At 42.5% G+C, this 22,692-nt stretch carries 27 protein-coding genes; 1 reads left to right on the top strand and 26 read right to left on the bottom strand.

Features of this window, described 5'->3' with window-relative positions; genetic code table 11:
* Positions 1-158 precede the first annotated feature (158 nt).
* The 20 genes from atpG to BANA01_RS20920 form a co-directional block, all read right to left on the bottom strand.
* Positions 159-1,016 carry an ATP synthase F1 subunit gamma gene (atpG, locus tag BANA01_RS21015; protein WP_063254600.1) on the bottom strand — a complete coding sequence of 286 codons (858 nt, stop codon included), beginning with the start codon at positions 1,014-1,016 and terminating at the stop codon, positions 159-161.
* A 149-nt stretch (positions 1,017-1,165) separates the two neighbouring features.
* The gene (gene atpA / locus BANA01_RS21010) at positions 1,166-2,674 is read right to left on the bottom strand and encodes a F0F1 ATP synthase subunit alpha (RefSeq protein ID WP_063254599.1); all 1,509 of its coding nucleotides are present in this window, start codon (positions 2,672-2,674) and stop codon (positions 1,166-1,168) included.
* A gap of 26 nt (positions 2,675-2,700) precedes the next feature.
* Entirely contained in the window at positions 2,701-3,237 is a 537-nt protein-coding gene (locus BANA01_RS21005; RefSeq protein WP_063254598.1) for a F0F1 ATP synthase subunit delta, read from the bottom strand.
* Positions 3,234-3,761: a F0F1 ATP synthase subunit B gene (locus BANA01_RS21000; RefSeq protein ID WP_063254597.1), complete on the bottom strand. Its 528-nt coding sequence runs from the start codon at positions 3,759-3,761 to the stop codon at positions 3,234-3,236. The genes BANA01_RS21005 and BANA01_RS21000 overlap by 4 nt, the downstream gene beginning before the upstream one ends.
* A gap of 163 nt (positions 3,762-3,924) precedes the next feature.
* A complete protein-coding gene (gene atpE, locus BANA01_RS20995; RefSeq protein WP_053368380.1) occupies positions 3,925-4,137 on the bottom strand; it encodes a F0F1 ATP synthase subunit C in 213 nt (70 codons plus the stop codon).
* 73 nt (positions 4,138-4,210) lie between these two features.
* Complete coding sequence (gene atpB, locus BANA01_RS20990; RefSeq protein ID WP_063254596.1) at positions 4,211-4,921, bottom strand: F0F1 ATP synthase subunit A; 711 nt, start codon at positions 4,919-4,921, stop codon at positions 4,211-4,213.
* Between the two features lie 23 nt (positions 4,922-4,944).
* Positions 4,945-5,319, bottom strand: coding sequence for an ATP synthase subunit I (locus BANA01_RS20985; RefSeq protein ID WP_063254595.1), 375 nt, complete (start codon positions 5,317-5,319; stop codon positions 4,945-4,947).
* A gap of 7 nt (positions 5,320-5,326) precedes the next feature.
* Positions 5,327-5,548 (bottom strand): AtpZ/AtpI family protein, encoded by a 222-nt coding sequence (locus BANA01_RS20980; protein ID WP_063254594.1) that lies wholly within the window; start codon positions 5,546-5,548, stop codon positions 5,327-5,329.
* Between the two features lie 325 nt (positions 5,549-5,873).
* Positions 5,874-8,060, bottom strand: coding sequence for a S8 family serine peptidase (locus BANA01_RS20975; protein WP_063254593.1), 2,187 nt, complete (start codon positions 8,058-8,060; stop codon positions 5,874-5,876).
* Positions 8,057-8,275, bottom strand: a complete 219-nt coding sequence (locus BANA01_RS20970; protein WP_157411844.1) for a hypothetical protein — start codon at positions 8,273-8,275, stop codon at positions 8,057-8,059. Before BANA01_RS20970 ends, BANA01_RS20975 begins: the two co-directional genes overlap by 4 nt.
* Before the next feature lie 329 nt (positions 8,276-8,604).
* Positions 8,605-9,234: a uracil phosphoribosyltransferase gene (gene upp / locus BANA01_RS20965; protein WP_063254591.1), complete on the bottom strand. Its 630-nt coding sequence runs from the start codon at positions 9,232-9,234 to the stop codon at positions 8,605-8,607.
* A gap of 114 nt (positions 9,235-9,348) precedes the next feature.
* Positions 9,349-10,590, bottom strand: coding sequence for a serine hydroxymethyltransferase (gene glyA / locus BANA01_RS20960; RefSeq protein ID WP_063254590.1), 1,242 nt, complete (start codon positions 10,588-10,590; stop codon positions 9,349-9,351).
* 198 nt (positions 10,591-10,788) lie between these two features.
* The gene (locus BANA01_RS20955; RefSeq protein ID WP_063254589.1) at positions 10,789-11,355 is read right to left on the bottom strand and encodes a TIGR01440 family protein; all 567 of its coding nucleotides are present in this window, start codon (positions 11,353-11,355) and stop codon (positions 10,789-10,791) included.
* Positions 11,356-11,364: 9 nt separating this feature from the next.
* Positions 11,365-11,805: a ribose 5-phosphate isomerase B gene (gene rpiB / locus BANA01_RS20950; protein WP_063254588.1), complete on the bottom strand. Its 441-nt coding sequence runs from the start codon at positions 11,803-11,805 to the stop codon at positions 11,365-11,367.
* Between the two features lie 78 nt (positions 11,806-11,883).
* On the bottom strand, positions 11,884-12,318 hold the full coding sequence (locus BANA01_RS20945; protein WP_063254587.1) for a low molecular weight protein arginine phosphatase: 435 nt from the start codon (positions 12,316-12,318) through the stop codon (positions 11,884-11,886).
* Between the two features lie 88 nt (positions 12,319-12,406).
* Positions 12,407-12,964 (bottom strand): manganese efflux pump MntP, encoded by a 558-nt coding sequence (locus BANA01_RS20940; RefSeq protein WP_157411843.1) that lies wholly within the window; start codon positions 12,962-12,964, stop codon positions 12,407-12,409.
* 96 nt (positions 12,965-13,060) lie between these two features.
* Entirely contained in the window at positions 13,061-14,104 is a 1,044-nt protein-coding gene (locus BANA01_RS20935; protein ID WP_063254586.1) for an L-threonylcarbamoyladenylate synthase, read from the bottom strand.
* A 174-nt stretch (positions 14,105-14,278) separates the two neighbouring features.
* Positions 14,279-14,725 (bottom strand): GNAT family N-acetyltransferase, encoded by a 447-nt coding sequence (locus tag BANA01_RS20930; protein ID WP_063254585.1) that lies wholly within the window; start codon positions 14,723-14,725, stop codon positions 14,279-14,281.
* Between the two features lie 114 nt (positions 14,726-14,839).
* The gene (spoIIR, locus tag BANA01_RS20925) at positions 14,840-15,724 is read right to left on the bottom strand and encodes a stage II sporulation protein R (protein ID WP_082799619.1); all 885 of its coding nucleotides are present in this window, start codon (positions 15,722-15,724) and stop codon (positions 14,840-14,842) included.
* A gap of 141 nt (positions 15,725-15,865) precedes the next feature.
* Positions 15,866-16,069 (bottom strand): alpha/beta-type small acid-soluble spore protein, encoded by a 204-nt coding sequence (locus BANA01_RS20920; protein WP_063254584.1) that lies wholly within the window; start codon positions 16,067-16,069, stop codon positions 15,866-15,868.
* A gap of 162 nt (positions 16,070-16,231) precedes the next feature.
* Here BANA01_RS20920 and BANA01_RS30665 point away from each other — a divergent pair, with 162 nt between their 5' ends.
* Positions 16,232-16,357 (top strand): hypothetical protein, encoded by a 126-nt coding sequence (locus tag BANA01_RS30665; protein ID WP_268875102.1) that lies wholly within the window; start codon positions 16,232-16,234, stop codon positions 16,355-16,357.
* Between the two features lie 677 nt (positions 16,358-17,034).
* On the opposite strand, the gene prmC is transcribed toward BANA01_RS30665, so the two are convergent.
* The 6 genes from prmC to rho all read right to left on the bottom strand — a co-directional run bounded on the left by prmC (position 17,035) and on the right by rho (position 22,484).
* Positions 17,035-17,880 (bottom strand): peptide chain release factor N(5)-glutamine methyltransferase, encoded by an 846-nt coding sequence (gene prmC, locus BANA01_RS20915; RefSeq protein WP_063254583.1) that lies wholly within the window; start codon positions 17,878-17,880, stop codon positions 17,035-17,037.
* Positions 17,873-18,946: a peptide chain release factor 1 gene (prfA, locus tag BANA01_RS20910; protein ID WP_063254582.1), complete on the bottom strand. Its 1,074-nt coding sequence runs from the start codon at positions 18,944-18,946 to the stop codon at positions 17,873-17,875. Before prfA ends, prmC begins: the two co-directional genes overlap by 8 nt.
* Positions 18,947-19,188: 242 nt before the next feature.
* On the bottom strand, positions 19,189-19,632 hold the full coding sequence (locus tag BANA01_RS20905; RefSeq protein WP_063254581.1) for a hypothetical protein: 444 nt from the start codon (positions 19,630-19,632) through the stop codon (positions 19,189-19,191).
* A gap of 102 nt (positions 19,633-19,734) precedes the next feature.
* Positions 19,735-20,346 carry a thymidine kinase gene (locus BANA01_RS20900; protein ID WP_063254580.1) on the bottom strand — a complete coding sequence of 204 codons (612 nt, stop codon included), beginning with the start codon at positions 20,344-20,346 and terminating at the stop codon, positions 19,735-19,737.
* 308 nt (positions 20,347-20,654) lie between these two features.
* Complete coding sequence (gene rpmE, locus BANA01_RS20895; protein ID WP_063254579.1) at positions 20,655-20,876, bottom strand: 50S ribosomal protein L31; 222 nt, start codon at positions 20,874-20,876, stop codon at positions 20,655-20,657.
* A gap of 342 nt (positions 20,877-21,218) precedes the next feature.
* Entirely contained in the window at positions 21,219-22,484 is a 1,266-nt protein-coding gene (rho, locus tag BANA01_RS20890; protein ID WP_063254578.1) for a transcription termination factor Rho, read from the bottom strand.
* Positions 22,485-22,692: the final 208 nt, after the last annotated feature.

The raw sequence follows: 22,692 nt of genomic DNA, 5'->3' as shown, positions 1-22,692 counted from the left end.
TCCCTCCTATCTTACTTTTTCACATCCTTCTATTAAAAAAGAACGATATGAATCACACTTTACTAGTTATCATCCTGATATGTAGTTGGGAACGATGTACTCATTCCCTCTGCCAGGACGTATCAAGGCCCCCAAACAGGGGTTATTTTTAAAGAATACTACTCTAGTGCTGCCGCTCCGCCGACGATTTCCGCAATTTCTTGTGTAATCGCTGCTTGACGTGCACGGTTGTAGATGAGTGAATAATTTTTGATCATTTCTTTCGCATTATCAGTAGCATTTCTCATCGCCGTCATCCGGGCTGCATGTTCACTCGCTTTACTGTCTAAAAGAGCACCGTAAATTAAGCTCTCAGCATATTGAGGCAGGAGAACGTCTAAAATTTCTTCTGCAGATGGCTCAAATTCATAAGATGTAAGTTTTGAAGAAGTTGAAAGATCCGTTAGTGGAAGAAGCTTCTTCTCGGTTACTTCTTGCGTAATGGCACTTTTATAATGCGTGTAATATAAGTAAAGTTCATCGAAGGTTCCATCGGAGAACATACCTACAGTACTGCTAGTAATGTCTTTCACGCTTTCGAAGCTCGGTTGATCGGATACCCCGATAATTTCGAGATCGACATTGATACCACGTTTCACAAAAAAGTCGCGGGCTACACGACCGATTGCAATAATCGAATATTCCTCTTTCGATTTGTGGCGGCTTTGGATTGTTTGAAACACACGACGGATTACGTTACTGTTAAAAGCACCAGCAAGACCACGATCGGATGTCATAACAATATATCCAGTTTTCTTGACAGGTCTAGATTGAAGCATTGGATGATTAATTCCATTGCTGCCCATTGCGACAGCGACCGTCACTTCCTGAATTTTCTCCATGTAAGGAACAAATGCCTTTGCATTCATCACTCCACGGTTCCATTTCGCAGCGGAAGTCATCTCCATTGCCTTTGTAATCTGACTCATCTTTTTTGTCGAATTAATACTATTTTTTATATCGCGTAATGATGCCATAGGTTCTCACCACCCTCTTACAAAGATTGTGTTTGGGTTTGGTGGAGGTCAAGGGAATGGCTAAGGGTCACATGCACGGTTTCTAGTGCCTGTTACCCCTTCATCATTCCTTCACCAACCCTTACCCGTTACTAAATGTCAGACCCTACTTATTCGGAAACTGCAAACGTCTTTTTGAAAGCGTTAAGTGCAGCAGCCATATCGTCATCAGAAGGAAGATCTTTCGTCTTCACAATATGGTCTAACAAGTCTTTGCGGTTGTGGTCTAACCAGTTAAGGTATTCTGATTCAAAACGACGGATGTCTTCTAAAGGAATATCATCTAGGAATCCGCGTGTTAATGCATAAAGGATTGCAACTTGCTTTTCAACAGAAAGCGGCTTGTGAAGATCTTGTTTAAGAACTTCAACGGTGCGGGCACCGCGGTTAAGCTTCGCTTGTGTAGCTTTATCAAGGTCAGAACCGAACTGTGCAAATGCTTCTAGCTCACGGTATGAAGCAAGGTCAAGACGCAGTGTACCTGCTACCTTCTTCATCGCCTTGATTTGTGCGGATCCTCCTACACGAGAAACGGAAAGACCTGCGTTGATCGCTGGACGTACACCGGAGAAGAATAGGTCTGATTGTAAGAAAATTTGTCCATCTGTGATGGAGATAACGTTTGTTGGGATATAAGCAGAAACGTCACCTGCTTGTGTTTCGATAAATGGCAATGCCGTGATTGAACCAGCACCTAATGTGTCGTTCAATTTCGCTGCACGCTCAAGTAGACGGCTGTGCAAGTAGAATACATCCCCTGGATATGCTTCACGACCTGGAGGACGGCGAAGTAATAGGGAAAGCTCACGGTATGCAGCCGCTTGTTTTGATAGATCATCATATACGATAAGAACATGCTTGCCGTTATACATGAATTCTTCACCCATTGCAACCCCAGCATAAGGAGCTAAGAATAACAATGGAGCTGGTTGTGAAGCAGATGCTGTTACAACGATTGAGTACTCTAACGCACCATGCTTACGAAGGGTCTCAACGGCACCACGTACTGTTGATTCCTTTTGACCGATTGCAACGTAGATACAAATCATGTCTTGACCTTTTTGGTTCAAGATTGTATCGATTGCAACGGATGTTTTACCTGTTTGACGGTCACCGATGATTAACTCACGTTGACCACGGCCGATTGGCACAAGCGCGTCAATCGCTTTAATACCTGTTTGTAATGGCTCATGAACGGATTTACGAGCCATAACGCCTGAAGCTACTGCTTCAATCGGGCGAGTTTTTGTTGTATTGATTGGACCCATACCATCAACTGGTTGTCCTAGAGAGTTTACAACACGACCAATTAGTTCCTCACCTACTGGAACCTCCATGATGCGTCCTGTACGACGAACCTCGTCACCTTCTTTAATGTCAGTGAAAGGTCCAAGAATGATAATACCAACGTTATTTGCCTCAAGGTTTTGAGCCATACCCATAACGCCGTTTGAAAATTCAACAAGTTCTCCAGCCATGACATTGTCGAGGCCATGAACACGTGCGATACCGTCACCAACAGAGATAACTGTACCTACATCACTCACTTGAATTTCAGCCTGATAATTTTCGATTTGCTGTTTTATCAGGGCACTAATTTCTTCAGCTTTGATGCTCATGAGTTTCACCCCTATTCTTACGAATCTTAGCTTAACAATTTACGTTCTAAACGGTCTAGCTTTCCGCGCAAAGAGCCGTCGTATATACGGTTTCCGATTCGGAGCTTAATGCCGCCGAGCAATTCGGAATCCACGATGTTTTCAATTCTTAGTGATTTCTTGCCAATCTTTGCTGCAAATGTTGCAGAGATTGCTTCACGTTCGGCTTCTGTAAGCTCACGTGTGCTGTATACTTCAGCATTCGCTACTCCCTTTTCTTCATTTGCCAGTTCAAAGAATTGGTTAGCTACTTCAATGATCTCGTCCTCACGATGGCGATCAATCAAGATCAATAGTGTATTCAGTACATATGGATTAACTGTTGAAAAAGCTGCTGTTAAAATCCCTTTTTTCTTATCAGTTGTAAGTTTTGAAGAATTTAAAACTGCCTTAACATCAGCATTGTAGACCATAACTTCCTTTACTACACGAAGTTCTTCTTCTACTACTTCAAGAAGCTGCTGTTCTTTTGCGATTTGAAAAAGAGCCAACGCGTAGCGTTTTGCTACCATGGAGTTGCTCATCGCTTTTCTCCTGCCTCTTGAATATATTCGTTAATCAGTTTATCTTGGTCTGCTGCATTCAGTTCTTTTTCAATTACTTTAGAAGCAATTAATACAGACAAGGAAGCAACTTGTTCACGAATAGCGGCAACCGCTTTTTCTTTCTGCTGCTCAATTTCAAGCTTCGCAGATTCTTTAATGCGTTCTGCTTCAGTACGAGCTACAGCAATGATTTCTTCACGCTGAATATCGCCTTGCTTTTTCGCATTTTCAATTAAACCTTGTGCTTCTGAACGAGCTTCTTTTAAAAGAGAACGCTGCTCTTCTAATAGTTTCTTTGCTTCAACGCGACTTTGTTCTGCTGCTGAAATCTCTCCAGCTACATGATCTTCACGCTGTTTCATAATGCCCATTAAAGGACCCCAAGCAAATATTTTCAGCAATACCATTAAAATGATAAACATGAAAAGTTGGAAAATAATATCTCCCCAGTTTACACCAGAATGGGCTGCTGCTGCTCCTAATACAAAACTATTTGTTAACACCTGCGATTCACTCCCTTCAAGGTCTTTCCTTAAAACAACCTATATATCAGTCGAAATAATTGTCTAAATCAATCGTTTATGCACATCAATGAACATAAACGAATGGCGAAGGTTCTCACGAATGATCTTCGCCATTTATATGAACACTCTAAAAAGTGCTCGATTATTGACCTTGAACCATGAACGCGATAACAACCGCGATGATAGGAATCGCCTCAACTAACGCAACCCCGATGAACATTGTAGTTTGAAGCATACCGCGAGCTTCTGGTTGACGAGCGATACCCTCTACAGTTTTTGATACGATAAGACCGTTACCGATACCAGCACCTAGTGCTGCTAAACCAATTGCGATTGCTGCTGCTAAAAGACCCATTTGAAAATTTCCTCCTTTAATGTATGAAAAAATGAATTCTTATTTTTTGTCCTTATAAAAAGAACGGTTTATCTTAATGGTCGCTGCTCACTTTGTGAGCTAAGTACACCATTGTTAACATACAGAAAATAAATGATTGGATGGCACCGACAAAGACTGAGAAGCCTTGCCATACCAGCATTGGCAGTGCAGCGGCGAGTGTTCCGCCCACACCGGTTGCTAAACCAGCTGCGAGTAAGCTTAATAAAATTTCCCCCGCATAAATGTTTCCGTAAAGACGGAGACCGAGAGTCAGAGTATTTGCAAACTCTTCAATAATTTTAATCGGGAACATGAACCAGAATGGTTTAAAGAATTCCCTTCCATATGCTCCTGCGCCTTTCATCTTGACACCGTAGTAGTGAGATAATCCCACTATCAATGTGGCTAACGTCAAGGTTACAGCCGGATCTGCTGTTGGAGATTTCCACCAAAGAACTCCGTCTACAACAATTGAGAATGGAAGTCCCAGCATATTGGATACAAAGATATACATGATGATGGTAATTCCGAGAATGTGGAATCGCCCGCCATCTTTCCAATCCATCGTACTGTTAATAATGTTTTTAACAAAATCCATGACCCATTCCATAAAGTTTTGCATTCCGGTCGGTTTCATGGCCAGTCTACGAGTAGATAGGACGGCTAACAAAAAGACAATCGCACTTGCTATGGTGATCATCAAAATGTTCGCCAGGTTAAATTGGAGCCCAAGAAACGTTACTATTGGAGCTTCGTGATGCAACAGTATTCACCTCGCTTCCCCCGCTATTTATCTAAAAAGAAATTGTGCGTAAAAAAATCTATCATAATGACAATGTAGGATGTCATTAATCCTATAACTACACTAATGAGGTGAAACTGCTCAGGGTACCTCATTGTGATGACAATCGCAAGTGCACCGGTTGCCAATCGAGAAAAAGATCCAAGTGAACGAACACGTCTTCCTTCAGCCGCCGCCTGTCCAAAGCTGTCAATTTTACGTGCCATCAGCCACAAATTAAAGAGGCTCAAACTTGTCCCAAGAATCAATCCAAGAAAGATTGATTGATGCGCAGTGAACCCCCAGCCAAGCACATAAAAAGACAATAAAAAAAACATCCACTTTCGCTGTCGGGCAAACATTGTTTGAAATTCTGGCATGGTTGGTTTAATCTCCTGAATAGAACTTGCGAATTGAAACGAGCATTGAGTAAGTCCCAGCCGCTAAACCTATAAACAGTCCAATTATTAAGAAAATTGGTTCTGTACCCCACTGTTTATCGAGCCATCTGCCTGCAAAAATCCCGATTAGAATCGATCCAACCAGGGATGCCAGGATAGCTGACATTAGGGCATAAGCTTTAAATGGATTGCGGTTTTCATTACGCATATTATCGCATCCTCGCTATAAGAGAATACTGAAATCGAGGCTTATGTATAAAAGGAAGATAGATAAAAATTGTTGAGAATTCTGTCGATTTACGTGAAAACCCTCTCATTTTACATCCTTTGTTAGCATACCTCAGCCATTTTCCAATGTCAATGGATTTACGTGAAATTGCCCACAAACTATGCAGAGTAATTTCTTCCATCTGGATGTTTTTGTTAACACTATTATTGTAGTGTAATTACACTTTAATTTAATGACGTAATTGTGTCTATTTTGTGAACAAATTTGACAAGGAGTGGTCCAATATGTCCCACCCCTGTTTGTCCTATTTAACTACCTCTCCAATTACGAGCATTGTTTCAATAAAATCTTCTTTCCCCGCCTTTTTGGCGAAGACTTTCGCGAGATAGATTCCATCAGGAGGAAGGTTTTCTTCTGTTATATCCCTGCTGACCATTCCCTTTTTTACATTCTGTTCGGTATCTAAGAAGCCAACAAATCGAAAATCATCCGGATTGAAAAGAGCAATCCCAAACTCCTCTGCACCGCCAGGGAGGTATACTTCATACCGATAGGTCCCCTGCCGGTCACCGTCCTTAAAGTCAAACCCCATTACTCTCGGGTAATTCGGTTCTTCAAGAACATAGATATAGGGAATATGAATCGGATTGGAACCAGCATGGATGGTAAGATATCCATCATGAATTTTGCCTTTCAACTCTGGAGGATTGACTTCTAATTCTAGCTTTACATCTCTTGTTTCTCCTGGCTTGAGTGTAAAGGCAAGCGGGAAACGCCATTTCAATCCGTCTGCCTGCTTAGGGATATCGAAGGTATAACGCACGGATTTATCACTCAGGTTCTCCACATGTAAAAAAGCTTTGTGATTATCCCCTTCACTCTCAAATTTTCCGAATCGCAGTGAACTTGGACTGACAAGTGAAGTTGCTTTCACCGCCTCATTGACTTGAATTCTTCCTGCCCCTTGTTCATACGTCCGATATGGTTTTCCGTTTTTAGCTAACGGCTTGGCTGTATTCATTAAGGCTGCCTTAATTTGGTCCGGTGTCCATTCTGGGTGTGCCTGTTTAATCAATGCACAGGCCCCCGCTACATGCGGTGCTGCCATACTTGTCCCCTGCAGTGATAGATAGCCGCCAGGAATGGTCGAGTTAATCGCGACACCAGGTGCAACTATATCAGGCTTTACCTCCCATGTGTCTGTTACCGGCCCCCTCGAACTGAAGTCAGCAAGCAAATCCTTTTCTTCCGCCACTTCGACTTTCACCAACGAATTCGTTTTACTTTTTAACAGCTCCCCTTCTTTCTTCGGAAGGGAACCTACCGGGATGTCCATCGGCTCTTCGAGATTCCCCATAAAGCCGCCGCTTAAGTTATTGTAGATAATCACTGCCTTGGCGCCAGCCTCACGCGCATTTTTTGCCTTCTCAGAAAATGTTATTTTTCCTCTTTTGAGGAGCACTATTTTACCCATAACATCTTTCAAATCTTCCTTGGTTCCGAGACCGCCGTCTACAATCGGGTAGGTACGGTCTAGGCTCCAACCAGCCGACCCCTCTAGCGGTTGAATACGTAATCTATCCCGGATTCCTTCTATTAATAAATAAGGCACCTCTATTGTTGGGGTTGAAGCCCCAACGGATATTGCCTTCGACGCTGTTCCTGGCGATCCCACACTCCAAACATTTGGCCCAGAATTCCCTGAGGCCGCAATTGCAACGATTCCTTTATCGACAGCACTGTTCAACGCAAGACTGATGGGCAGGTCTGGACCGTTGATATCATTTCCAAGCGAGAGGTTCATGATATCAACCTTATCCTTGATCGCCTGCTCGATGGCAGCAAGCACGTTCTCGGTAGTGCCTCCGCCGCCAGGACCAAGCGCACGATAAGCAAGAATTTTGGCGTCCGGCGCTACTCCCTTTAACTTTCCATTCGCAGCTATAATCCCAGCAACGTGAGTACCATGAACGGTCGCTCTTCCCAAGGTTTTCGTTTCCATTGGATCAGCATCGTTATCAACGAGATCACGTCCGCCCGCAAAATTTCTTTTTAAATCAGGATGAGTGTAATCGACCCCCGTATCAATCACTCCAACGGTTACCCCTTTACCCGTCAAGCGGCGGTTATTTTTATCAAAGAGGCCGCGAATCTCCTCGCCGCCGATAATCTTAACCCCTTCCTCCAGTTGAGCCTTATACTGGTTCACTGGGGAAACGCTGATGATTTGCTTACTGTTTTGTGCTAATTTTTCTATCGATTCAGGGTTTCCTTCTACGGAAAAACCATTAATTGCTTCTTGAAAAACATGCCTTAACTGGATGTCTTTAAAGGGTTTGATCAGTTGCTGGATATCCTGTGGAGTTTGAGGCTGGTCAAGAACCACAATGGCAATCCGTTCTTTCGGAATCGGAGGCATCTCAAGTGAACGAGCAGAAGTTGTTGTTTGGAGGGAGAAAACAAGTACGAGTAAAAGTGTCCATTTTTTCATATAAAAAATTCCCCTTTTTTCATATCGTTTTCATTTCGTGGGGAAAGTATGCAGGTTTTTGTTGGGTGCCGCGTTTTTTGTGGGTGGAGGGAAGGGTTGTTTCCATTCAGGTTACCTCTTTTGTAGGCAAATCTCTCTTTCCCCTCGCTGGTTTTGTCCTCAAGCCCCCTTATTGAAGACAATTCTCTCTTCCTCCTCCCAAGTTTTGTCCTCAAGACCTCCTATTGAAGACAAATCTCTCTTCACCCTCGCTGGTTTTGTCCTCAAGACCCTCTATTGAAGACAAATCTCTCTTTCCCCTCGCTGGTTTTGTCCTCAAGACCTCCTATTGAAGACAAATCCCTCTTTCCCTTCCCTCAATTTGTCCTCAAGACCTCTTATTGAAGACAAATCTCTCTTCTTCCTCACCAGATTTGTCCTCAAGACCTCTTATTGAAGACGAATCTCTCTTTCCCCTCCCTCAATTTGTCCTCAAGACCTCTCCAAATAACAAGAAACAAAAAAAACTGAGCAGACATCCAGTCTACTCAGCCTCAAATAACCCCTATTTCGTTCCAAACAATCGATCCCCAGCATCCCCAAGACCTGGTACGATGTAGCCATGATCATTCAATTTCTCATCTAATGCAGCAATGTAGATATCCACATCTGGGTGCGCAGCCTTAACAGCTTCCACGCCTTCTGGTGCTGCGATCAAGCACATAAATTTAATATTTTTCGCCCCGCGCTTTTTCAAACTATCGATGGCTACGTTCGCTGAACCACCTGTTGCGAGCATTGGGTCAACAACGATGAATTCACGCTCTTCCACATCACTTGGCAGCTTGATGTAGTATTCGACTGGCATTAATGTTTCCGGGTCACGGTATAAACCGACATGTCCTACTTTCGCAGCCGGAATCAATTTCAGGATTCCATCAACCATACCAATCCCTGCGCGTAAAATCGGTACTATTCCAATTTTCTTACCAGATAATACCTTTGATTTCGCCGGGCAGACTGGCGTTTCAATTTCGATATCTTCAAGCGACATATCTCTTGTGATTTCAAATGCCATGAGTGTTGCGACTTCGTCTACTAATTCACGGAACTCTTTTGTTCCTGTATGTTTATCACGAATGTATGTAAGTTTGTGCTGAATAAGTGGATGGTCGAAGACGTATACCTTTGCCACAATGATCGCCCCTTTATTAAAATTTAACTCCGTCTCATTTTACAGAAAAACGATGCAAGTAGCAACTAGAGACCAAAAAGAAATCGACCCTTTTCGAGTCGATTTCACAGATGTTTAATATTCAGGATAAAGCGTGAATTTACCTGTTAAAGCTTCAACACGAGCAGCTGCCTCTTTAAGCTTCGCTTCGTCTTCATGATTTTTCAAGGTAAATGCAATAATTGACGCGATTTCATCCATTTCTTCTAAACCGAAGCCACGGCTGGTAACAGCAGCTGTACCAATACGGATACCGCTTGTTACAAATGGGCTTTGCGGGTCAAATGGAATTGTATTTTTATTAACAGTGATTCCGACTTCATCAAGAACCTTTTCAGCAACCTTACCGGTTAAACCAAGAGTCTGCATATCTAAAAGCAGCAAGTGGTTGTCTGTACCGCCTGAAACAAGTCTGATTCCTTCTTTTTGTAAGCCTTCCGCTAAACGCTGTGCATTCGCAATAATCTGACCTGCATACTCTTTAAAGCTATCTTGAAGAACTTCTCCAAATGCTACCGCTTTTGCAGAGATGACATGCATTAATGGACCGCCTTGAATTCCAGGGAAGATCGATTTATCAATCTTTTTGCCCCATTCTTCTTTACAAAGAATCATTCCGCCGCGAGGTCCGCGTAGTGTTTTGTGTGTAGTAGTTGTTACAAAATCAGCATATGGAACTGGATTTTGATGAAGTCCAGCAGCCACTAGACCGGCAATATGAGCCATATCGACCATTAAATAAGCGCCAACTTCATCTGCGATTTCACGGAACTTAGCAAAATCGATTTCACGTGGGTATGCACTCGCACCAGCAACAATCATCTTAGGCTTGTGCTCACGTGCTTTCGCTAGAACATCATCATAATTAATGCGATGAGTCGTTTCATCAACACCATATTCAACAAAATTATATTGAACACCACTAAAGTTTACTGGGCTTCCGTGTGTTAAGTGACCGCCGTGTGAAAGGTTCATACCAAGCACTGTGTCGCCTTGTTCAAGGACCGTAAAGTAAACGGCCATGTTTGCCTGTGCGCCAGAGTGTGGCTGTACGTTTACATATTCAGCACCAAAGATCTCTTTCGCACGATTGCGCGCAAGATCTTCGACAACGTCCACGTATTCACAACCGCCATAATAACGGCGGCCTGGATAGCCTTCTGCATATTTGTTGGTTAACACTGAGCCCTGTGCTTCCATTACCGCTTCACTTACAAAGTTTTCTGAGGCAATTAATTCGATTTTTCCGCGCTGGCGTCCTAATTCCTGTTGAATCGCTTCAAATACCTGCTTGTCCTGATTAGACAAATGCTTCATGGTAATCCCCCCTGTATGTATGAACCTGATTTAACTTTTTGAAAATTCCCTCTATATAATAGCACGTTTCTCCCTAAAAGAGAAATGGGGATTCGTAAAATCCCCACTTTTTTTATTTTACACTATTAAAATGATAAAGAAAACAATCTATACACGAACGTTATATTAAAAATATAACTAAATGTTCGTATATTTAATTCAGCTACAGCTGGAGTTCCCCGGCGTTTTTTCATACACAGCTCTTGCTCCGCCAATTAATTTCGGCCGCGTTTTCGCCAATGTTACATGTGCATGTCCTACTTTTTTCTGCGTTACCCTTATAGGTACAGCAACATGTTTCAAGTGCATGCCAATGAAGGTCTGGCCAATATCGATGCCCGCGTCTGCTTTTAAAAATTCAACGACAACGCCATCCGAAAATTTTTCAAATGCATAGGTTGCCATTGCCCCGCCAGCAGTTCGAACGGGAACAACCGATACTTCTTCTAACCCCCGTTTAAACGCTTCCGAACGTTCGATGACCAATGCTCGATTTAAATGCTCACAGCATTGAAATGCCAAAGCAACTCCTGAATCCCTCGCAAATCCACTTAATTGACGGAAAATCATCTCAGCCACTTCACTTGTACCGGCTGTTCCGATTTTCTCGCCGATTACCTCACTTGTACTGCAGCCAACTACAAACAGCTGCCCCGGCTTTAAGGATGCCTGGTTTTGAAATTCAATCAGAATGGTTTCAAGTTCTTTTTCCCATACTTGAATCATCGTCTCAACCTACTTCTGCTCATATTCGCTGATTTTTCCAACGCGGGTGGCATGGCGGCCGCCCTCAAATTCTTCTGTCAGCCATATTTTTGCAATATCACGTGCAAGACCAGGGCCAATGACACGCTCCCCCATTGTAAGCATATTGGTATCATTGTGGGCACGTGTTGCCTTTGCACTAAATGTATCGTGCACAAGCGCACAACGGATTCCCTTCACCTTATTTGCAGCAATACTCATCCCAATCCCTGTGCCACAAATTAAAATCCCTCTATCAAACTCACCGCTTGCTACCTTTTCAGCTACCGGTAATGCATAATCTGGATAGTCTACAGACCCTTCACACTCACAGCCGAAGTCTTGGTACTCAATCCCAAGCTCATCCATTAAACTAGCGATTTCCCTGCGAATATTAACCCCGCCATGATCTGACGCTAATGCTACTTTCATATTTAAAACCTCCCTATTAATCCTTCCTTAATATTGACATACCCATAAAAAAATATAAAGCCCTCAACACTGAGAGCTCTACAATTTTTCGATTGCTTTAGTTATTAATTTTTCGAGCTCCTGGTAGGTCTCTTCGTAGATAGCTACAGTTCCGCCAAACGGGTCCACTACGTCAACATCGTATTTCTCACCCGTAAACTCCTTGAGGGTGAAAACCTTACCCGCTGTTGCGGGATATTGTTGTAGAATCGCATTCTTGTGGGACCCTGTCATGGTTAAGACCAAGTCCGCCCAATGAACAGATTCTAAAGTTAGCATATTGGATAAATGATTATGCTCGATATGATTAGCTTCCAGGACTTTTTTTGCATGAGCAGATGCCTCACTTCCCGTTGCAGCATAAATTCCCGCAGACTTCACTTCAAGTCCTTCAATCTTTTTACTTTTTAAAATTGCTTCGGCCATAGGGCTCCTGCAAGTATTACCTGTACAAACAAACAAAATGCGCTTCATGCGGCATGCCCTCCTTTTCATTTATGTATCTATACTATCATTTCTCCAAGACCAATGAAAAAACCTTTCACTGTTTTATTGAAAGGTTTTATAAAAAAGGATATAGTAACTTGATGCCAAATGCGAGCAGAATACTTCCTCCAAGCGCTTCACTATAGGAGCCAATCCAGCCTTGTGCCTTTCTTCCAAGGAGCAAGCCCGCCCATGTTAAAATCGTTGCCACAACCCCAAAGCAAATAATAACCAAAATGGTTTTTGCTCCATATATCCCTAACGTAAGCCCGAGCGAAAAACTATCAAGGCTCACACTCGTGGCGAAGATTAATAACCCGAATCCCACCGGTGTCATCACTGACTCTTCACCTTTCCTGAGGCTTGACCATATCATTTGCACCCCTAGCACAATTAGCAGCAACCCGCCGACAACCGATGCAAAGGTTCCAAATTTATCGGATAAAAATTTCCCTGCCAGCATACCTACAAGCGGCATCCACACATGGAATAACCCAATCGTAATCCCAATTTTAAAAATTTGCCGCAGCCTTAGCTTGAACATGCCCATTCCGAGACCAACAGAAAAGGCATCCATTCCTAGTGCAAACGCCATTAGTAATAGCGTCACAAGTTCCCCAATCATCCCATACACAATCTCTACCCCCTCGGACTTGCCCTGATTTAACATATGCACGTCCAAAAGGTTTTAGAAGAAAAAAAACAGGCCTCCTTCTAGGAGAACCTGTGCCTACTCATGAATGATTTTGTTCCCAGCGGCCTTTTGCAGTCGATTCATAATTGCATGACCTACACCGGTATTCGGAAACATTTCACTAAAGATGATATCCACTTTTTCCTGGTTAAAGTTTCGTAATGTCTCGTAAAGCGCAGCAGCGACAGTTTCAAGCTGACTCCTTTTCCCACAAGCTATTGCAATGTCACTATGATAGGACTCCACACTTTCCTCAGTTGCCAGCACTCCGACACGCAGCCCTTCCTTCTGCTTTTCTTCTATTAAACCCTGCAGAAAAGACTGGCCTCCATTGACTAAATAAAGCGGTGCGTTCGGTGCATAATGCTGATACTTCATGCCAGGTGCTTTCGGCTTAGATTCCTCATTCACTAATGCGGCGTCAAGATAAACCTCACCCACAACAGCTTCAAGCTGCTCCTTCGTCACCCCGCCCGGTCTTAAAATGACGGGAATGTCCTCCGTACAGTCTAAAACCGTTGATTCTACGCCAACCCCTGTCGAACCTCCGTCAAGAACACCCGCAATTTTTCCATTCAAATCCTCAATGACATGCTGGGCATTTGTTGGACTTGGCTTCCCAGAGCTATTCGCACTAGGCGCTGCAATTGGCAGCTGACATTTTTTCAATAGTGCTAATGCCACTGGATGATCCGGCATTCTAACTCCGACTGTATCCAAGCCCGCCGTTGCTTTCTCCGAAAGAGCGCCGTCTTTCTTTTTAAAAATAATTGTCAGGGGGCCAGGCCAGAACCTCTCCATTAATATTTCAGCTTTTTTCGGGATCTCTGATACAAACGCATTAAGTTGCTGTTTATCCGCAATGTGTATAATCAGTGGATTATCACTTGGTCTGCCTTTCGCAGCAAAGATTTTTTCCACAGCCACATCGTTTTCAGCATTTCCCCCTAAGCCATAAACCGTCTCCGTAGGAAGGGCTACCACTTCATTTTCTAGTAAAAATTGAGCAGCATCCACAACCTGTGGATTATTTTCAAGGTTATCCACATATTTATCCACTTTCCAAACTTTTGTGTCCATTGTTATCCACCTTTATCAAAAGTGCAAATGCTATCGAAATTTGCCGAATTTAGGCTCTTTGTCTCATATTCCATTTGAAAGTATAGTAGAAGGTGGGGATAAACACAACCCTTTATCCACAATTTGTGCATAACTAATTCAAAAATGTGGACAACTTTGTGGATTAATCCACAATTATAGCGAAAATTTAAAAAATAACGAGTTATCCACATTAAATACATGTCGAATATGTTCTAAGCTAACCATCTCCACAGGTAATTGGTCCCGCGCCACCTTCTCAAAACCAAGCAGCTCAAAAAACGGCAATGCCACACCTTTATTTGTAGCCAAAAACAAGTCTCTCAAACCTTTTTCCTTCGCAAGTTGCATCATCTGTGTAATCAACAGAACAATATCCTTTTCTGCTTGTCCCTTTGATACGACCAACGATCGCAATAATCCACACTCTGCAAATACTTCCATTCCAAGTGTACCCAAAATTTGCCCATCCTCATCCTCTAGCAATAAAAAGAACTCAACCGTTTCTTCCGTTAATCCCTCACATCCAAGGTTTGCCCTCGTCAAAAACTCTCTTAAACCGTTCAAATCCTCTTTGTTCGCGCAACGTATAACCGCTTGCATTCCGATCACCTCTTTTATTTGATACTCTATTACTATGAAAATTTAAGAGAGTTAGAACTAGATTATGAAAAATTAAAATAGCCAGCCCCGATTTCAGGACTGACCATTTACCTGTTATTTAAAAATACTTTCAAACATTTCTACCACAAAGAATTTTACCTTAACCGGTTCCTCGTCCTCAGCAGTATAGACCGGGGCTTCTTTTACCTTTTCTGATTTCTTTTTAACATGTGTTTGTTTTTCCTCTACTACCTCTGCCTCAACTGGCTTTTTTACTTCAACTTGCTTTTCTACTGCAACTTGCTTTACCTCTTCAACCTTCACTTCTTCTTTAACTTTCTCTTCTACTTTAACCTGTTCTTTCTTAGCACTTAGATTCTTAACGGAGTTCGTCGTCACTTTCTCTTCTACCTTCTCTAGTTCTTCCGCAGCTTCTGCTGCTTGTTCTTCTTTCTCAGCTGCATACGCTTTATCTTCAAAACCATCACTTTGAACCGCTACTCCATTCGAGAAGTCTAAGAAACATAATGGCGGGTAAAGGACGCACCACCAATTGGCGCCTGTCCCTTCACCTAATGTAATTAAAATCGCTTGGTATTCTCCTGCTGGATATAAAAACTCACCATACAATTTAGTCGGAAACTGAACTTTCCCAAACTCTACATTCACACTTTGAGTCGAGCCTTGCTCTTTGACGACTTTTTCTGCTATCGCTTGAACCTCTGGAAGCTTTGAAGTAATCACGGTTTTCGCTTTTTCCAAAGATGTTAGTTCCTGTACCCACACTGTAATTTGTTCATTGACTGCGTCACGGACCTTCCGTTTAATCTCTTGATCCTGTGCACTATCACTATTTGCTAGAATCCGGAGGCGAATGGCCTCTGCTGGAATAACAATCGAATCCTTCGCCACCGCTTCCGTTTTAGGCATATATAAGTTTAATATCGTTCCTAACGATAAAATGATTAAATAAGACCAAACTAATACTTTACTGTTCATATTCTCGCACCGTCCCTTCACTATCCTCATTGTGGACAAATGCAAAGAATCTTAAACTAGTAAATTTAAAAAAACTAGATTTCTTTTCATTGGCATATATAAAAAATAAAACCCGCTGCTACGAGCGGGTTATTATTTGTATTAACGGAAAGATCCGCCTAATTGCTGCTCAGCCATACTTACTAAACGCTTTGTGATTTCGCCCCCGACAGATCCATTAGCGCGTGAAGATGTATCGGCTCCAAGCTGTACTCCAAATTCTTGTGCAATTTCGTACTTCATTTGTTCAAGTGCCTGTTCTACTCCTGAAACTAAAAGCTGATTGCTGTTGTTGCTTCTTGCCATTTGTATCATCTCCTATAGTGTAATTGTTTTACACTTATAGTTTGGAAGGGGATAGCTTGGATTATTCGTAACATTGTGTTGGTAAGTTTTGGTTTCATAGCCTTCCGAAAAGAATGCAAACTAACAGAGATGTTGGCATTTTTTTGGAGAGGTGGTGAAAACATGTCTAAACAGAAAAACAAGAAAGTCCAGCATAATCCTGCTATGCCGAAAACGGATGTGGAATTTGCACATACGGGACTTGAAAAAGTCGCTTTAAAAGCCCAGGAACGACAACACAAAAAATAATAATGTGGAATGCGATGCTTCGGTTACGAAGCATCGCTTTTTTTGGAATAGGCTGCGTTAATGATCGTTGTTCACTTTTCTCACTAATTTCTTATGAAGGACTAATCTCTCTGGTAACTCTTCTGATTTGTCTTTCATCATGCTTATGAAGGACTAATCTCTCTGGAGACTCTCCTGATTTGTCTTTCATCAAACCTTTGAAGGACTAATCTCTTTGGGAACTCTCTTGATTTGTCCTTCATCAATCTTATGAAGGACTAATCTCCCTGGAAACTCTCCTGATTTGTCTTTCATAAACCTTATGAAGGACTAATCTCCCTGGTAGCTCTCCTGATTTGTCTTTCATCAAACCTATGAAGGACTAATCTCTGTCGGAACTCTCTTGATTTGTCTTTCATCAACCCTATGAAGGACTAATCTCCCCGGGAACCCTCCTGATTTGTCTTTCATCAACCCTATGAAGGACTAATCTCCCCGGGAACTCTCCAGATTTGTCTTTCATCGACCTTATGAAGGTCTAATCTCCCTGGAAACTCTCCTGATTAGTCTTTCATCAACCTTATGAAGGACTAATCTCAGTCGAAACTTTCCTGATTTGTCCCTCACCGACCTTTTATACTGCTGTAAAAATATTCAAAAAAGCTTTTCAATAAAAAAACAGAGCAATTCGTTTAGAATCACTCTGCTTCAATCTCCGCAAACACCATCCGGTCCTTGCCGTTAATATCATTCAAAACTTCTACCTTCACATTCACAAACGCTTTTTTAAAAAGGTCGGCTACCGTCTCTCCCTGACCGGCCCCAATTTCAAAGCCAACCAGTGCGTTTGGTGCTATCACTTCCGGCAGTTCCATCATAAAGCGGCGGTAAAAGTCGAGTCCATCCTCACCAGCAAATAAGGCCCGATGCGGCTCATGCTCCGTTACCACTACAGACATGGTTTCGATATCACTTACAGGAATGTACGGCGGATTTGAGATGACGACATCAAACTTTTGCCCGCGAAAAGGCTGCAGTAAATCCCCTTGGACAAATTCTACCTCAGCGCCTAGAAGACCGGCATTTTCTCGTGCGACCTTCAATGACTGTTCCGCAATATCAGAGGCATATACCGCTAACGAGGGCTGTTCAAGCTTTAGGCTAATCGCTATCGCACCGCTGCCAGTACCGATGTCGACCACCTTTAATTCTCGCTTATTGATTCGTTTCAATGTTTCGTACACGAGCTCTTCCGTTTCAGGCCGCGGTATCAAAACCTCTTCATTGACGATAAACTTCCGGCCATAGAACTCCTCGAACCCGATGATATATTGAACCGGCGTCCCCTTTACATGCTCGTGGACCGCTTTTTCAAATACATCCCATTGGTCCTGCGGCAGGTCTTCACGGACATTCGCAAACAGCTGTGCCCTCGACATGTTAGTGAAATGACGGAGCAGCAGTTCGCCGGCGTTTTCGTCGCGATTTGCTTTTTTTAAAAAAGAAGAAGCCCATTGCAGAGCTTCATACACTTTCTTACTCATCTTGACCACTTTCAAGCTTGCTTGTTTGATCTTCTAGCGTTAACGCATCGATGATTTCGTCAAGCTTACCTTCGATGATTTGATCCAGCTTCTGAAGAGTTAAGCCGATACGGTGGTCAGTAACACGGTTTTGCGGGAAGTTGTAAGTACGAATACGTTCAGAACGGTCACCTGTACCAACGGCAGATTTACGAACCTGATCATACTCAGCCTGTGCTTCCTGCTGGAACTTGTCATAAACACGCGCACGTAATACCTTCATCGCTTTGTCTTTGTTTTTGTGCTGCGATTTTTCATCCTGGATGGAAACAACGATTCCAGTCGGAATATGCGTTAAACGAACGGCTGACATCGTTGTATTAACGGACTGTCCGCCGGCGCCGCTTGAAGCAAAGGCATCAAAACGGATATCTTTATCATGGATTTCGACTTCTACATCTTCTGCTTCTGGTAAGCAAACTACCGTAGCTGTTGAAGTGTGAATTCGGCCACCAGATTCCGTTTCCGGTACACGTTGCACACGATGAGCACCATTTTCAAATTTCAATTTGGAATAGGCGCCTTGTCCATTGATCATAAAGCTGATTTCTTTGTAGCCGCCAAGACCGGTCGGATTGGCATCAATTAATTCCGTCTTCCAGCCCTGAGCTTCCGCAAAACGGCTGTACATACGGTAAAGCGTCCCAGCAAACAAAGCCGCTTCCTCGCCGCCTGCAGCACCGCGGATTTCAAAGATAACGTTCTTGTCATCATTTGGATCCTTCGGAATCATCAGGAACTTCATTCTTGCTTCTAGTTCCTCAATTTGCTTTTCTAGCTCATTTACTTCTTCCTTGACCATTTCACGCATATCGTTGTCGAGCTTTTCCTCAAGCATTGCCTTAGCATCCTTAAGTTGTTCGCGGACTTCCTTATATTCACGATACGTTTGCACAGTCTCTTGTATATCAGATTGTTCTTTTGAATATTCACGTAGTTTTTTTGAATCATTAATAATGGTCGGATCGCTCAAAAGCTCATTTAATCTCTCGTAGCGATCTTCAACGGATTGAAGACGATCAAACACAGTTATTCACCTCTATTTTTGTCCATAACATTCTAATTATAGTATAGGTGAAAACCCCCGTCAAAACCAAATTCATCCGGAAAAAATTTTTGGAGGGTTGTATCGGACTTTGGCGGCGGCACGTAAAAATAAAATTTGGCACATAACCCTAGAAATTGGCATTTAAATTTCGTACGAAAATGCTTAAAATGGCACGTAAACCTTATTAGAGCAAAAAAAACATGCCCTGAAGCCAGAGCATGTTATTGTTCTTTTATTATAATGGTGTAGCGCGGCAATGCCTGTTCAAGTTTTGAGCGCAGCTTAGCAATCGCATCGTCTCGTTTTTTGCCATTGAGATTGCCTTTTGTAGTAACAGTAACAGTCATTCGATCTCCTGCGTTGCCAATCCAAATGGATTGAGATCTAAAATCATCTGTGTCATTTACAATATCTCTAGCAACGTCTATATCTCTGCCGGTATTGTTTCTATTTGAAGCGTCATTCAAACTTGTCCCCCGCAAATTAAGGAAGTTTGGGTTTTGGTCTGACATCGGACCCACATCTTGATTAACATTGTTTGACATATAATTTGGATTCAACGTGTCTTTACGCAAATCGTATGCAGTGTTTTTGGTGTCGTTACCTTTCATACACGCTGTAAGCATGAGAACAGAAAACAACGAAGGAATTATCCACTTTTTCAAAGCATACACCTCCTACAACTATCTTTCCCAAGCAGGTGCAGGAACGGTCTAGTAAGATTATTCCAAAATAAAAAAGTGTAAGAAGACAACGCCTCTTACACTTTATTTCACTACAGGTTCTTGTATGCGGTAGGATGCAGTTTTCGGTACTTCATGATGATGCCTGCAGCGCGGTTCATACGCTTCTGAAGCACCCACCAAGATAACAGGGTCATGATAAGAAGCTGGTCTTCCGTCGATTAAACGCTGTGTCCGGCTTGATGGCGATCCACAAACACTGCAGACTGCCTGAAGCTTCGTTACCGTTTCCGCAACCGCCATTAATGCTGGCATTTGCCCGAAAGGTTCGCCGCGGAAATCCATATCCAGCCCCGCTACGACCACGCGGTGACCGCTGTCAGCAAGCTGCTGTACCACTCTAACAATTCCTTCATCGAAAAATTGCACTTCATCAATTGCGATAATGTCGATATCCGCCTCTACATGATGTAAAATCTCAATCGAATGGGAAATCGGCTTCGCATGAAAAGAGTTGCCATTATGAGAAACGACAGATTGTTCGCTATAGCGATTGTCTAGTTTAGGTTTAAAAACAGCTATTTTTTGTTTAGCAAATTGAGCCCGCCTTACACGGCGAATCAATTCCTCTGATTTTCCTGAAAACATACTGCCGCAGATAACCTCAACCCATCCGAGTTGCTTCATTAGATACATAAATCGGCGTCTCCTTCCTATGTACGAAACCTATTACGTCTATATTTTTAAAATTCAACAAGTTTTATTCAATTAAAAAGGCTGCCTTTTCAACCATTGCTGTTAAAATCTTAAGGCCGATTTTAACTTGGAAATACTTAATATGGGCCTTTGAATTTAGTTTGTACGCTCTTTTCTCTTTAAATCTACGCTGTAAGCGAAAATACAGCACAATCTACGTTTTTGTTACAATCAGCAACACGTTTAAGAAAAGAGCAATTAAAAAACAGGCAAGTAAGTGTTTCTGCTTGCCTGTTTTGTGTGAGCGATTATTGTTGTTGCGCGTTTGGATCTTTAAGGCCATATTTTTTGTTGAAACGGTCTACACGTCCACCAGCTTCAGCGAATTTTTGACGACCAGTATAGAATGGATGACATTCTGAACAAGTTTCAACGCGAATTTCGTTTTTAACAGAACCAGTTTCGAATGTGTTACCACATGCGCATGTCACCGTTACTGTTTTATAATTTGGATGAATTCCTGCTTTCATTCTTTTCATCTCCTTCCGCCCTGAATCATTTCGAAACAGAGTTATATAAATGCCTGTCTAAAAAACAAGCATCAAATACTTAAAACACACTGTTCACATTATAACAAGGTGAACCTATTTTGGCAAGTTGGGTTTTTATGGATTTATATAAAAATCTGCAGAGATAGGTCTGTTGATTTGAGCTCCAGGCACTTCGCTTTCCGCAGGCGTTGCGGTGAGCCTCCTCGGCGCAAGCGCCTGTGGGGTCTCACTTGCTCCGTACTCCTGCAGGAGTCTCCGTGCCTTCCGCTCAAATCAACAGGGTGCAAAAATTAGCTTTTTACATAGACTTGATATTAATAATTACGATCTTCTTCCCTTTAGCTCTTCCCCAATCTGTGCGAAGAATTCTTCGTTAGATTTGGTTTGTTTTAGTTTTTTCAGGAAGCGCTCGGCGAAGTCTGGTGAGTCGGACATGGATTTTCTGATTGCCCATAGCTTGTCCAGATGATCTTTTGGAAGAAGCAGTTCTTCTTTCCTTGTACCAGAGCGGCGAATATCAAGTGCTGGGAATATACGGCGTTCTGCAAGAGAACGGTCAAGGTGCAATTCCATATTACCAGTACCTTTAAATTCCTCGTAAATGACATCGTCCATACGTGATCCTGTATCCACTAACGCTGTTGCCAGAATCGTTAAGCTTCCGCCCTCTTCAATGTTTCGGGCAGCCCCGAAGAAACGCTTTGGACGGTGGAATGCCGCTGGGTCAATACCACCAGAAAGTGTACGGCCGCTTGGCGGAATGACTAAGTTATATGCACGCGCTAAACGCGTGATACTGTCCATCAAAATGACGACATCACGTTTATGCTCAACGAGGCGCATCGCACGGTCAAGGACAAGCTCTGCCACTTTGATATGGTTTTCCGGAACCTCATCAAATGTAGAGCTGACAACATCGCCTGCAACCGAACGTTCGATGTCGGTAACCTCTTCAGGACGCTCATCGATTAAGAGTACGATTAATTCCACTTCAGGATGATTGGTTGTAATGCTGTTAGCGATTTCTTTTAACAGCATCGTTTTCCCTGCCTTTGGCGGCGCGACAATTAAGCCCCTTTGTCCAAAACCAACTGGAGCAACTACATCCATAATTCTTGTAGAGATATATTTTGGAGTGGTTTCGAGTTTCATGTGTCGATTTGGATAGAGTGGAGTTAATGCTGGGAAGTGAACGCGCTCTTTTGCCGATTCTGGGTCTTCACCGTTAACTGCTTCTACATGTAAAAGTCCATAATAACGTTCATTTTCCTTTGGAGGCCGAACCTTACCGGATACTTTATCCCCATTCCGAAGATCAAAACGTCGGATTTGTGATGCTGAGATATAAATGTCTTCTGAACTTGGAGAATAGTTGATCGGGCGTAAAAATCCAAACCCCTCTGACTGGATAATTTCGAGTACGCCTTCCATGAAAAAATAACCTTGCTGCTCCGCACGTGATTTTAAGATGGCAAAAATTAATTCTTTTTTCGATAACTTGCTGTAATACGTCACCTTAAATTCGCGCGCAAGCTCATAAAGCTCCTTCAGCTTCATGTTTTCTAAACTTGATATTGTTAATTCCATAGTACACCACACTTTAAAATTTTTACTCTATTTTCGTTACCGGAGTACCTACTCGTATAATAGAGGGTTTCTAAATTACTTTTAAAAAAAATTGAGGAAATAGTAGAAATGAATAGAGTAGCAGAATAAGTTGTATAATAAAACACTATCTATTGTACCCTTTGTCTAAAATAATAATCAACTGGAAATTTTCTATTTGAAGGATATG

The organism is Neobacillus niacini NBRC 15566 (assembly GCF_001591505.1).
In the GTDB taxonomy this organism is placed as follows: Bacteria; Bacillota; Bacilli; order Bacillales; family Cytobacillaceae; genus Neobacillus; species Neobacillus niacini.
Note: the sequence above shows the minus strand (reverse complement) of the source record. Positions and strands in the feature narration are given on the sequence as shown.

What these genes read in the sequence shown, in the direction of transcription:
- atpG (WP_063254600.1), bottom strand. Translation starts at nt 1,016, where the DNA reads ATGGCATCATTACGCGATATAAAAAATAGTATTAATTCGACAAAAAAG.
- atpA (WP_063254599.1), bottom strand. Translation starts at nt 2,674, where the DNA reads ATGAGCATCAAAGCTGAAGAAATTAGTGCCCTGATAAAACAGCAAATC.
- BANA01_RS21005 (WP_063254598.1), bottom strand. Translation starts at nt 3,237, where the DNA reads ATGAGCAACTCCATGGTAGCAAAACGCTACGCGTTGGCTCTTTTTCAA.
- atpE (WP_053368380.1), bottom strand. Translation starts at nt 4,137, where the DNA reads ATGGGTCTTTTAGCAGCAGCAATCGCAATTGGTTTAGCAGCACTAGGT.
- BANA01_RS20985 (WP_063254595.1), bottom strand. Translation starts at nt 5,319, where the DNA reads ATGCCAGAATTTCAAACAATGTTTGCCCGACAGCGAAAGTGGATGTTT.
- BANA01_RS20980 (WP_063254594.1), bottom strand. Translation starts at nt 5,548, where the DNA reads ATGCGTAATGAAAACCGCAATCCATTTAAAGCTTATGCCCTAATGTCA.
- BANA01_RS20975 (WP_063254593.1), bottom strand. Translation starts at nt 8,060, where the DNA reads ATGAAAAAATGGACACTTTTACTCGTACTTGTTTTCTCCCTCCAAACA.
- glyA (WP_063254590.1), bottom strand. Translation starts at nt 10,590, where the DNA reads ATGAAGCATTTGTCTAATCAGGACAAGCAGGTATTTGAAGCGATTCAA.
- BANA01_RS20955 (WP_063254589.1), bottom strand. Translation starts at nt 11,355, where the DNA reads ATGATTCAAGTATGGGAAAAAGAACTTGAAACCATTCTGATTGAATTT.
- rpiB (WP_063254588.1), bottom strand. Translation starts at nt 11,805, where the DNA reads ATGAAAGTAGCATTAGCGTCAGATCATGGCGGGGTTAATATTCGCAGG.
- BANA01_RS20945 (WP_063254587.1), bottom strand. Translation starts at nt 12,318, where the DNA reads ATGAAGCGCATTTTGTTTGTTTGTACAGGTAATACTTGCAGGAGCCCT.
- BANA01_RS20935 (WP_063254586.1), bottom strand. Translation starts at nt 14,104, where the DNA reads ATGGACACAAAAGTTTGGAAAGTGGATAAATATGTGGATAACCTTGAA.
- BANA01_RS20930 (WP_063254585.1), bottom strand. Translation starts at nt 14,725, where the DNA reads ATGCAAGCGGTTATACGTTGCGCGAACAAAGAGGATTTGAACGGTTTA.
- spoIIR (WP_082799619.1), bottom strand. Translation starts at nt 15,724, where the DNA reads ATGAACAGTAAAGTATTAGTTTGGTCTTATTTAATCATTTTATCGTTA.
- BANA01_RS20920 (WP_063254584.1), bottom strand. Translation starts at nt 16,069, where the DNA reads ATGGCAAGAAGCAACAACAGCAATCAGCTTTTAGTTTCAGGAGTAGAA.
- BANA01_RS30665 (WP_268875102.1), top strand. Translation starts at nt 16,232, where the DNA reads ATGTCTAAACAGAAAAACAAGAAAGTCCAGCATAATCCTGCTATGCCG.
- prmC (WP_063254583.1), bottom strand. Translation starts at nt 17,880, where the DNA reads ATGAGTAAGAAAGTGTATGAAGCTCTGCAATGGGCTTCTTCTTTTTTA.
- BANA01_RS20900 (WP_063254580.1), bottom strand. Translation starts at nt 20,346, where the DNA reads ATGTATCTAATGAAGCAACTCGGATGGGTTGAGGTTATCTGCGGCAGT.
- rpmE (WP_063254579.1), bottom strand. Translation starts at nt 20,876, where the DNA reads ATGAAAGCAGGAATTCATCCAAATTATAAAACAGTAACGGTGACATGC.
- rho (WP_063254578.1), bottom strand. Translation starts at nt 22,484, where the DNA reads ATGGAATTAACAATATCAAGTTTAGAAAACATGAAGCTGAAGGAGCTT.